Annotated in this window: 13 protein-coding genes; 7 read left to right on the top strand and 6 right to left on the bottom strand. The window is 57.4% G+C overall.

Features of this window, described 5'->3' with window-relative positions:
• Positions 1–530: 530 nt before the first annotated feature.
• The 3 genes from PMI37_RS26760 to PMI37_RS26750 form a co-directional block, all read right to left on the bottom strand.
• On the bottom strand, positions 531–788 hold the full coding sequence (locus tag PMI37_RS26760; RefSeq protein WP_338009893.1) for a hypothetical protein: 258 nt from the start codon (positions 786–788) through the stop codon (positions 531–533).
• 15 nt (positions 789–803) lie between these two features.
• Complete coding sequence (locus tag PMI37_RS26755; RefSeq protein ID WP_008087087.1) at positions 804–1,169, bottom strand: hypothetical protein; 366 nt, start codon at positions 1,167–1,169, stop codon at positions 804–806.
• 87 nt (positions 1,170–1,256) lie between these two features.
• The gene (locus tag PMI37_RS26750; protein ID WP_008087085.1) at positions 1,257–2,474 is read right to left on the bottom strand and encodes an MFS transporter; all 1,218 of its coding nucleotides are present in this window, start codon (positions 2,472–2,474) and stop codon (positions 1,257–1,259) included.
• 133 nt (positions 2,475–2,607) lie between these two features.
• Here PMI37_RS26750 and PMI37_RS26745 point away from each other — a divergent pair, with 133 nt between their 5' ends.
• The 5 genes from PMI37_RS26745 (at position 2,608) to PMI37_RS26725 (ending at position 6,678) form a co-directional block, all read left to right on the top strand.
• Positions 2,608–3,246 carry a TetR/AcrR family transcriptional regulator gene (locus PMI37_RS26745; protein ID WP_008087083.1) on the top strand — a complete coding sequence of 213 codons (639 nt, stop codon included), beginning with the start codon at positions 2,608–2,610 and terminating at the stop codon, positions 3,244–3,246.
• A gap of 359 nt (positions 3,247–3,605) precedes the next feature.
• On the top strand, positions 3,606–4,385 hold the full coding sequence (locus PMI37_RS26740; RefSeq protein WP_008087081.1) for an NYN domain-containing protein: 780 nt from the start codon (positions 3,606–3,608) through the stop codon (positions 4,383–4,385).
• A gap of 153 nt (positions 4,386–4,538) precedes the next feature.
• A complete protein-coding gene (locus tag PMI37_RS26735) occupies positions 4,539–5,099 on the top strand; it encodes a hypothetical protein (RefSeq protein ID WP_008087079.1) in 561 nt (186 codons plus the stop codon).
• Between the two features lie 173 nt (positions 5,100–5,272).
• Complete coding sequence (sseB, locus tag PMI37_RS26730) at positions 5,273–6,073, top strand: enhanced serine sensitivity protein SseB (protein WP_008087077.1); 801 nt, start codon at positions 5,273–5,275, stop codon at positions 6,071–6,073.
• A complete protein-coding gene (locus PMI37_RS26725; protein WP_008087075.1) occupies positions 6,070–6,678 on the top strand; it encodes a hypothetical protein in 609 nt (202 codons plus the stop codon). Before sseB ends, PMI37_RS26725 begins: the two co-directional genes overlap by 4 nt.
• A gap of 28 nt (positions 6,679–6,706) precedes the next feature.
• Here PMI37_RS26725 and PMI37_RS26720 read toward each other — a convergent pair whose 3' ends face one another.
• Positions 6,707–7,237 carry a M24 family metallopeptidase gene (locus tag PMI37_RS26720; protein ID WP_008087073.1) on the bottom strand — a complete coding sequence of 177 codons (531 nt, stop codon included), beginning with the start codon at positions 7,235–7,237 and terminating at the stop codon, positions 6,707–6,709.
• Positions 7,221–7,571: a hypothetical protein gene (locus PMI37_RS32325; protein ID WP_008087071.1), complete on the bottom strand. Its 351-nt coding sequence runs from the start codon at positions 7,569–7,571 to the stop codon at positions 7,221–7,223. Before PMI37_RS32325 ends, PMI37_RS26720 begins: the two co-directional genes overlap by 17 nt.
• A gap of 178 nt (positions 7,572–7,749) precedes the next feature.
• On the opposite strand from PMI37_RS32325, the gene PMI37_RS31575 reads away from it, so the two are divergent.
• Complete coding sequence (locus tag PMI37_RS31575; RefSeq protein ID WP_157173117.1) at positions 7,750–8,283, top strand: SH3 domain-containing protein; 534 nt, start codon at positions 7,750–7,752, stop codon at positions 8,281–8,283.
• Between the two features lie 109 nt (positions 8,284–8,392).
• On the top strand, positions 8,393–9,196 hold the full coding sequence (locus PMI37_RS26715) for a DUF1206 domain-containing protein (RefSeq protein ID WP_008087067.1): 804 nt from the start codon (positions 8,393–8,395) through the stop codon (positions 9,194–9,196).
• A gap of 41 nt (positions 9,197–9,237) precedes the next feature.
• Here PMI37_RS26715 and PMI37_RS26710 read toward each other — a convergent pair.
• Positions 9,238–9,873 (bottom strand): alpha/beta fold hydrolase (locus tag PMI37_RS26710; RefSeq protein WP_008087065.1); only part of this gene is annotated, 636 nt, incomplete at its 5' end.

Here is a 9,873-nt window from a genome sequence, read left to right as displayed (position 1 = left end):
GCCTGCTCGCGATAGCGTTCGTCCCGGCAACATCAATATTGACTGCCCCACCGCCATCGCGAGCAGGCTCACTCCTACAGGATTTTGCGCCCAGCACAGTTTTTTGAGCACACCGCCAAAACTGTGGGAGCTGGCTCGCCAGCGATGAGGCCAGCACATCCAACACCACGTCGACTGCCCCACCGCCATCGCTGGCAAGCCAGCTCCCACATTTTTTGTGCCCGAACCACAACCCCCTGTAGGAGTGAGCCTGCTCGCGATAGCGTCCGTCCCGGCAACATTAATATTGACTGCCCCACCGCCATCGCGAGCAAGCCAGCAGCTCCCACACGTTTTCGTGTCCGCCCCCCCCTGTAGGAGTGAGCCTGCTCGCGATAGCGTCCGTCCCGGCAACATCAATATTGACTGAACCACTGCCATCGCGAGCAGGCTCACTCCTACAGAATTTTGCGCCCAGCGCACATTTTTTGAGCACACCGCCGAAATTGTGGGAGCTGGCTTGCCAGCGATGGCGTCAGCCCATCCAACCGCTATGCAGAATTAGACGCAAGCTCGAGCATCCTGGTGAATCGACTAATCGCCAAGTGGATCTCATCCTGACTATCGCCATCCCAATCCTCAACCGTCGCCAACTCTGCCCTCAGCGCGTCAATTCGATCGCGTATTTCAGCCACCTCTGCGTCCCCACACTGCCGCGCAATTGCCGCCCATTTTTCATCCGAAATACGCTGCTGCACGGAAAGTCCCGCACGTGCTTGCGCGATCATCGCTGACAATTTACTTATCAAATGCCCTTCTCCTGTTCACGCAACCACCTCAACATAACTCGACTCCCCACCCCCACTCGCCCCCGACAACCACCCCCAGACAAAACTCAACGTGGTTCGTCCTGCGCCATCCACGCCAACAATGCCCCGCGACCAACCCGACAGAATCTCGTCCTCAGTCGTCAGGCAATGAAACAACAACTCAATCGTGTCAGGCCCCGTCACACGCCCCACCTGGTGCCCCGCGCGAATGCGACCGCCCTGATAAGTACTCGAAATACCCACGCCATCAACAAGGTAGTGAAACACCGTCCCACTACCCGACAGCCCTTGCGAGTTATCTGCCACCGCGAATCGACGATCGTGCAAACGCTCGCCTACTTGAGAAAAGAGGGTTTCCATAAATGTCACGTCCTTGGTCGGGAGAGGCTATTCCAGTGTGCAAGCATCCTACCCGATCGTTTCGCGGCAAAGGCCATCTCGAATACGTCAGTGCCCCGCCACTGCAGGTCGCCCGTCCCCGCGCGGTCCGGACTTGAACCCATGCCCGCGCGCCCGCCAGGCAATCACAAACCCTACGCCCACCAACACCACCATCGCCCATGGAAACGAGGCGACGCCCCAGCGGTCGAGCAACACGCCGCCGAGCACACCGCTGCCGGCAATTGCGCCGTTCCAGGCCACCACATTCAGCGACAACGCTACGTCCGCGCCGTCACCCGCCGCGTCGGCCAAAGCCGTTTGCAGCAAGGTCGCCGCGCCGCCAAAACTCAATCCCCACACCGCCACACCAAGGTAGATCACCTCCGGCAGACGGCCTAGAAAACCCAGCGCCACGCACACCAGCGCAAAGGTCGCCAGGCTCACCAACGTGGTGGTGCGCAGCAGCGGCTCGACCAGTTTCGCCGTCAGCCAGATGCCCACCAGTGCGGCGATTCCAAACACCAGCAAGACCAGATCCACGCGATCCGCCAGCCCTGCCGGCGCCACGAACGGTGCGATGTAGGTGTAGAGAATGTTGTGCGCCAGCATCCAGCTGATCACCACCGCCAGCACCGGCCGCACACCCGGCGTGGCCAGTACGTTGCGCAGCGAAATGCGTTGATGCGCGGGTTGCGGTGGGTAGTCGGGCACTTTCACCAGCACCCAGACGATCAGCATCAACGTCAGTGCCGACATGATCCCGAACGCGGTGCGCCAGCCCACCAGCCCTCCCAGCCATGTGCCGAGCGGCACGCCGAGTGACAGCGCGATCGGCGTACCGACCATGGCCAGTGCCAACGCTTTGCCCTGTTGCTCGGGCTCGACCATTCGCCGCGCGTAACCGGCCAACAGACTCCACGCGAGCCCCGCCGAAACACCGGCAAAAAAGCGCGCCACCAGCGTCACGCTGTAGTTGGACGACAGCGCCGTGATGGAGTTGAACAGCAGGAAACCGACAATCGTCAGCAACAGCACATTGCGCCGCCGCCAGCCACGCGTGGCGATGGTCATTGGGATCACCGCGAGCACCGAACCCAGCGCATAAGCGGTCACCATCTGGCCGGCCATCGAAGGGGAAATCGCCAACCCTTCGCTGATCAGCGGCAACAGGCCGGCCGGCAGAGTTTCGGTGACGATGCAGATGAAGCCCGTCATGGCCAGCGCGAGCAACGCGCCGATGGGCAGGCTTTTCGGCGCGGCCGATAAAGTGAGTGAGGGTGTCACTGGGGGTACTCCTTGAGAAGAGAAATTCAGACTTAAATACCGATCGATATAAAATACTGGCGGCAGGCGCCGGTCGTTGTCAACGACTTATGTATCGACTAGTATCCAAATCACTTTCCGAGGAGTGTTTGATATGGCGAGAACCGGTCGCCCCCGCGCATTCGATCGCGACGACGCCGTCGACCAGGCCATGCAACTGTTTTGGCAACACGGCTACGACTCGACCTCCCTCGCCCTGTTGAAGGCAGAACTGGGTGGCGGCATATCCGCGCCGAGTTTCTATGCCGCATTCGGTTCCAAAGAAGCCCTGTTCGATGAATGCGTGCAGCGTTACCTGGCGACCTTCGCCCAAGTCACCGAATGTCTGTGGGACGCAACCCTGCCGCCGCGCCAGGCCATCGAAACCGCACTGCGCCAGTCGGCGCGCATGCAATGTGACGACGGCCATCCCAAGGGCTGCATGGTCACCCTCGGCGTGATGAGCGCGCCCGGCCCGGAAAACGCCCGCGTCGTCGAAGCCCTCACCCAGTCCCGCGCCCGCACGCGTGCGGGGATTCTGGCGTGTGTCGAGCGTGGTATCGCTGCCGGCCAATTACCCGACCAACCTGAGTCCCGCGCCATTGCAACGGCGTTCGACAGCTTCCTCCAAGGCATCTCCATCCTCGCCCGGGACGACACGCCGCTTGATCGCGTTGATGCGGCGATCACCCAAGTCATGCGGGCGTGGGATTTCGCCGCGACCAGTGAGCTGTCAGTGAATTGCAGTGAGTGAATGGCCTGCCTCAATCGACGGCGCGTCAGTGGAATAGATCCATATGCCTGATACCTGAATCGGGCCGACTCCGTACCGCCGCATCAGGGCTACAACACAACACGCTTTTGCCTACAAATCTTACAGACGCGGCTGACTTGCCTGCTTTTCCTTTCAGTTTTATCGTTTCCTCGTCACTGCCCATCATCGAAAGCGTTGGGTAAACAAGGTCCTATACAAAGCTTGATCAAACTGAAAAGGAGTGGTTGACGCCTCTATCGACCCCACCTAATCTGCTCCCATCCCGCCCAAGGCAGTACGCCGTCCTAACCATCCAGGACGTGCCAAACCCTTGGGCGTTTTGTTATCAGGAAGAAAACATGCCCACAGCGGTATTGGTCGATGGCGCCTTTTTCATCAAGCGCTTTCGAAGGATTGAACCCCAAAACGCGTTCAATGCTGAGCGTGCTGCAGATCTTGTCCATCGGTGGGCCATTGCTCACCTCTTCAGCAAAATCCCATCGCGCTCCAACGGCCGGCTTCCGAGCCTTGAACAGCGGTATAGAAAAGAGTTGTATAGAATTTTTTTCTACGATTGCCCTCCTCTAGACACCAAGCAACACAACCCCATCACCAAAAAAGCAGTGGATCTTTCAAAATCGAAAGAAGCGGTATTTCGTAAGGAGCTGCACGCCAGATTACGCAATAAACGCAAATTGGCATTGCGACTCGGACATTTGTCAAAAGATGTGAAATGGACGATCAAACCTCTGAAAATTGCAGAGTTATTGAAAGGGAAAATCCAGATCAGCGACCTTACAGAGCATGACGTCAGCATCGAGACCAGACAAAAAGGTGTCGATATGAGAATCGGTGTAGATGTCGCGTCCTTGTCATTCAAGCAACAGGTTGATCAGATTGTATTGATAGCAGGAGACGCTGATTTTGTTCCCGCGGCGAAAATGGCGAGACGTGAAGGCGTTGATTTCATACTCGACCCAATGTGGCAAAGTATCCCGGATGGATTGATGGAACATATCGACGGTTTGCGCTCAACATGTCCAAAACCACCGATACGGCCGAATGATCGGGGAATGCAAAAAACACGCGCCGATCAATGCAGAGCAAGCCTTGAGTGTTACGCAACCACCTCAACATAACTAGACTACCCATTAGCCCCAGCCAACCGTCACCTCCGCGCAGCAGGATTTGCGGCCGAATTCTGCCAACCCAACCGCACCGCCGTGTTTGACGGCCCTCCCGGCCCCACCTAGTCTGCCCAAGGCACCTTTTCAGCGTTCACGGAAGGCCGGATGAACAACTTCGCCATCGTCGCCACCGTTCTCTCGATGATCCTCGGGCTCTCCGTCACTCGTCTGCTGCTCGGTGTATTGACGGTATTCCGTATCCGCCGTTTGGCGGCGCCGGATTGGGTAGCGCTGGTTTGGGCAGTGATGTTGTTCACCACACAGTTGGAATTCTGGTGGGCGGTCAATGCACTGTCGACGGTCAAACAAACCTTCAGCTTCCTCGAATTTCTACTGCTGGTGATGCTGACGCTTTCGCTATTCGTCACGGCCGCCCTGTTGCTGCCCAGCCGCAGCGAGGACGAACAGCACGGTTTGCGTGTCTACTTCGAACAGGATGGCCGTTACGCCTTGCTGTCACTGTCGACCTATCTGTGCCTCGGGTTGATCGTCAATGTCACGCTGTTCCAGGCCAACCCGCTCGCACTGTGGGGTCTGCTCGACGTGATCATGATTGCCTTGCCGATCTGCGCATTTGTGGCGCGCTCGCGCAAAGCCTATGCGACCATTACCCTGCTCTACGTGCCCATCAACATCCTCGACACGCTTGTTTCGCTTGCAACTTGACCATGCCGCCAATCAAAAACAATCCCGGTTCCAAGGGTTCAACCCGTTTGCGCTTTATTCGACTGCCGATCTCGACATACACGCTCAAGGCAAACGCTGGACTCTGCTAGGGTGCAGCAGCGACTGACCTGCTCTTTGCCATTCACTTACTGTCTGTTTTTATGGAACGATCGATGGACATCACCAATACCCAGGAAGAAAACACCCTCGAACAATCACTGCGCCTGGCGGCAGACGAGCCCGCGCACCGACCGGATTTTTTCAAAACCCTGTTGAGTTCAACCATCTACGTGCTCGGCACCACCGGTACCGGCGAAGGCCCGGCCCATCTTGAGGTGGGCAGCAACATCAGCATCGCGCATTGGCAAAAACCGGATGGTTCTGCGGTCATCCCGTTTTTCTCTTCACTGCAAACCCTGCAAAAGTCGATCGACAGCGAACAGTCCTACATCGAAATCCCGGCCAGAGCCCTGTTTGAAATCACCCTCGGTGCGCAGCTTTTCCTCAACCCTAAATCGCCGTATGGCAAAGAGTTTTTCCCGGAAGAAGTGCGTAACCTGCTCTCCGATGCGATCGGCCAAAAGCCGACACAACGCACCGTCGAAAAAGACACCCAAGTGCTGCTCGGCCAGCCGTCGGAGTGCCCGACACAGATGATCAACTCGCTCAAGCAACTGCTCGCCAAACACCGCAACGTAAAACGTGCGTTTCTGGCGTTGATGCACGACGCCTCGACGGATCAAAAGCCTCACTTGATCGTCGGCATCGAGGTGGACGGCGACATTGAACTGATCATGCGCGAAGCCGGTAACGTGGCCGGCGACACCGCGCCGGATGGCGAGCCCGTTGATCTGTACCGCGTCAGCCAAGGCGAAACAGGCCTGAGCGATTACTTCCTCAAGCAAACCGTGCCCTTCTATGAACGCAAATCGGCAGGCTGGCTGCGTTCATTGTTTGGCTTTGGCAACGCATGAGTGAGCGCAATGCCGCGATAACCGCAGATCAGGCGTGCGCCATCGTGCTCGCCTTGTTTGACGGTGTCATGCGAGATGGCAAACCCGAGCGCTTTGTCATTCAGAATTGTGAGCTGTCCGCCCACAGCGATTACTGGGTCATCCGCTGCAACAGCGAGGATTACGTCGTCCACGGCATGACGCAGTTCTGCTACGTCGGTGTGAATGCCCACCTGATCAACGTGGTGACCGGCGAGCACGAGGCGGTCGCCAGTTGCATCAGTGTCGAGGAGTATCTGCAGGACAAATACGACCTGGATGCAGCGGCGGGCAAACAGTATGTGCTGACCCCGGCATTGGACCCTGCTGATAAACCGGCGCTGATCAATCTGCGCCAAAAACTGCAGTGCACTTACCCGCAAACCCTCGCGTTGCTGAAAGGCCCGCAACGGTTATGGCTCACGGGCACACGCAGGCTCCTGGAAGACGCGCAGCGACTGCTTGGCGAACAAGGCATCATCACGCAAATAGAGTTAGTGCCTGATGTCGGTGAAGCCATCGTCATCGGCGTCGAAACCTGGCACATCGAAGTGGTGCTGAAGGCGCTGCGCAAGCGGTTGAGTTGAGCGGGAATTACCTGTAGCCCCGTCACACTCAGTCGATCAACTTGCTCAGGACTCGATGCCCATCATCCGTCACCTCGACCATAGCGGAAAGCATCACGCTGTCCGCACCGTCCCGGGTAAGCACGGTCCAGAGTTTCGGTGGCAGAAACCGCACCCCAAACGTACCGGACTTCGCCACCACATAAACGTTTAGCACCTGCCCGGCCTCCATCAGGGTTGCATCACCGTGGGTGTACTTGTAACCGAGCACGTCAGGTGTTTGAACCCGCATCTGACCCATGGCGTAACCCACCAGCTCATGCACGGCTACCGCGTTGCCGGCATCAAGCTCATGTTGAATCGCGCTGCCCACATTCGATAAAGGCTCGCCCGCCCGAATCTGGGCGATACCATTTTGCAGCGCGCGGCGCGCCGTCATCAACAGTTGCCGCTGCTGTTGCGTGGCATCGGGGGTGGCGAATGTCCAGGCCTGGGCGACATGGGCCTGAGGCGATGCGGCGACCAACTCCACTGTCACCAGTGCCGCCTGCGGGAACGGTGTGTCAGTGGGGGGGCGCATTACCCACCTGGTTATTGACCGAAACCGGTACCGCTTCCGGGTACCCTTTGTAACCCACCAACATCGGCCGCCAGCCGTATTGCGAAAACTGCTTCAACAAGAAGTCCTGAATCGCCATACCACTACCGCCCTCGCGCATCAGCGGTTTGACCTTGAGCAAAAGGTCACTGGCCATGGGGGCGAGCCGTGCTTCCTCTGCCAGAATTTTTTCGCTATCAAGCTGAGCAATGCGGGCGCCAAGCTCTCCGTTACCAGCGGCGTATTGGTCGTAACGCGACGGTTCGGCTAAAACACTGGTACAAAACAGAAATGAAAATATTCCAAGTTTTTTCAAAACGTCGCTCCTTGGACGCGGATGATGGGTATTGATGTTCGGATCGCAGCCTGATTCCCGGCATCAAACCTGACGTATACAAGCTGCAGAAAATCGAAGTTTGGCTAAGCTCGCATTAGGTTTATGAAGCCAGATTGGTCAATAAGACAAGCTGGGCACTGCTTGCTGAGCGGGAGCAATGGAAATGCGCAAAAAATCTCAGTCATGGTTTGTTCCACTCCTGATTCTTTTCGCTGTGCTTTGGGTGATAGGCAAAAAAGACCCGCCTCCTGCGCAGGTGCAACCCAAGCCCCCGAGTGCAGCCAATACGCTGGTCTCACCCCCAACAGTTTCACTACCAACACCTGCCCCGTCGGTAGATCAATATGTAAACGCAGACAAGCTCAACGTCCGGGATCAGCCCGACGGAAAAATCATTTCCAAGTTAAGCCGCGGCGACACCATTCAGGTTTTCGAACAACGCGCTGAGTGGGTGCGCATAAGCACTGATGGCCAACCAGCGAAATGGCTTTCTTCCAAAAGTCTTTGTAGTGGAACGAATTGCTTCATTGTCTCTAAACCGAAACCATCGCCTGTGCCATTACAACCAACGCGAAGACAGACTCCGGAATACGGTTCCTCATGTCTTTGTTCTTCAGCAAGCGTGTGCATCGGACCAAGAGGCGGCCGGTACTGCATTACTTCAGGTGGCAACAAGCGTTACGGTGTTTGAACGCGGCAGAATATTCTGCGAACACCAGGGCAGTCCAGAGTCGATCAGGCAACAGAACCCCTCCCGATGAGAAAGGTCTGCTCTAGTATCACTCTCGGGAATAGATCCAATGTCCGCGCAACGCAGCCTTGTAATACTCGCTCGGGGAGGCTATGCCGCTCGAGGCGTGCTCTATCTGATCATCGGCATTTTCGCCTTGCTGGCAGCCCATGATTCGACAAAACCGAAGGACAGCCACCGGAGCCTCGAAGCACTGCTGGCCCAGCCGTTCGGCTATTTTTTAGTGGGACTTGTGGTGGTGGGGCTGCTCGCTTTTGGCGCCTGGCGTGTTTTGCAAGCCACGCGTGATGTCGATCATCACGGTAAAAATTTCAAAGGCCTGGTGATCCGTGCCGGCCTGTTGGCGGGAGGTGTCGTCAACAGCGCTCTGGCGTTTTTTGCATTGGGCCTGCTGATCAGCGGCATCAAAAGCTCGGGCAATTCGGCGGGGCAAACCAAAGACTGGCTGGCCCATCTTCTATCCTGGGAATACTCGAACGTGTTGGTGTACCTGATCGCCCTCGTTCCGCTGGGTGTAGGGATTGCCCACCTGATCAAGGGATGGAAGGCGTCGTTCGAAAAGTATTTTGAAGCCGACGAGGACGTCATGCGCTACGTCCGGCCGGTGTCGCGGTTCGGCCTGATAGCCCGTGGCGTGGTGTTTATAGAGATTGCCTTGCTACTGGCACTCAGCGGTTCCGCTTATCAAGCGATGGACCCACCCGGTATGAAGGAAGCCCTCGACGCCTTGCAGAACTTGCCTGCTGGATGGCTGATTTTGATGGTGATGGCCTTGGGGCTGATTGCTTTCTCGGTTTACAGCTTCTCTGAAGCTTTCTGGCGCAAGATCAACATGGACGTGCCCGGCGTATAGAGAGCTTAGGTTGAAGCCATCACGGCGCTCAATCGTTCGGATTAGAGCAGGCGTGGCGTTAACCGGCGGTTGGCGAGCCTGGGTGCCGGCTCTTCATCAGCGTATGGGCGGCAGAGGAATTCGCGTATCAGTTCTGCTGTTCGCCTGGCGCTGGTGACCACGAAAAAATGCCCTTCCCCCTTCAATACATTCACTTCGGCATGGCGCAGAGAACGGCGCAGGATATGTGCGTTGTACATCTGCACCAACGTGTCGCGATCACCCGTGAGGATCAGCGTGCGCTGGCGCAGACGAAACAGGCGCAGCAGACTCGTCCATCCGACCAACGCCGCGAGCTGATAATAGTAAGTCCGCGGATTAACCGAGAGCATGCCTTTCACCACACCAAAGCGCAGCAGCGTCTGGATCGAATGGCGGTTCCCTTCGCTCTTGCGCGGCCTGGCGGTTTTGCTTCGAGCAAAAAACTCCATGATGTCGGCGGGCTTCACCAGCATCACCGGGCCGGCGGAGGTAGCGGCGAGGATCAGCCGGCGCACCCTTTCTGGATGACGCAGGGCGAACTCTTGCGCCAGTGCCCCGCCCCAGCTCACGCCGAAGACATCGACCTGAGCCAATCCCAGTTGCTCGAGCATCTCGGCGATCAGGTCGGCATGGCGTGGCAGCCGCATCGGCCAGCG

It is taken from the genome of Pseudomonas sp. GM80 (genome assembly GCF_000282515.1).
In the GTDB taxonomy this organism is placed as follows: domain Bacteria; phylum Pseudomonadota; class Gammaproteobacteria; order Pseudomonadales; family Pseudomonadaceae; genus Aquipseudomonas.
The sequence above is the reverse complement of the archived record's forward strand: the minus strand, read 5'-3'. Positions and strand labels throughout refer to the sequence as shown.

What these genes read in the sequence shown, in the direction of transcription:
- PMI37_RS31575 (WP_157173117.1), top strand. Translation starts at nt 7,750, where the DNA reads ATGGAAATGCGCAAAAAATCTCAGTCATGGTTTGTTCCACTCCTGATT.
- PMI37_RS26755 (WP_008087087.1), bottom strand. Translation starts at nt 1,169, where the DNA reads ATGGAAACCCTCTTTTCTCAAGTAGGCGAGCGTTTGCACGATCGTCGA.
- PMI37_RS26745 (WP_008087083.1), top strand. Translation starts at nt 2,608, where the DNA reads ATGGCGAGAACCGGTCGCCCCCGCGCATTCGATCGCGACGACGCCGTC.
- PMI37_RS26740 (WP_008087081.1), top strand. Translation starts at nt 3,606, where the DNA reads ATGCCCACAGCGGTATTGGTCGATGGCGCCTTTTTCATCAAGCGCTTT.
- sseB (WP_008087077.1), top strand. Translation starts at nt 5,273, where the DNA reads ATGGACATCACCAATACCCAGGAAGAAAACACCCTCGAACAATCACTG.
- PMI37_RS26725 (WP_008087075.1), top strand. Translation starts at nt 6,070, where the DNA reads ATGAGTGAGCGCAATGCCGCGATAACCGCAGATCAGGCGTGCGCCATC.
- PMI37_RS26735 (WP_008087079.1), top strand. Translation starts at nt 4,539, where the DNA reads ATGAACAACTTCGCCATCGTCGCCACCGTTCTCTCGATGATCCTCGGG.
- PMI37_RS26720 (WP_008087073.1), bottom strand. Translation starts at nt 7,237, where the DNA reads ATGCGCCCCCCCACTGACACACCGTTCCCGCAGGCGGCACTGGTGACA.
- PMI37_RS26715 (WP_008087067.1), top strand. Translation starts at nt 8,393, where the DNA reads ATGTCCGCGCAACGCAGCCTTGTAATACTCGCTCGGGGAGGCTATGCC.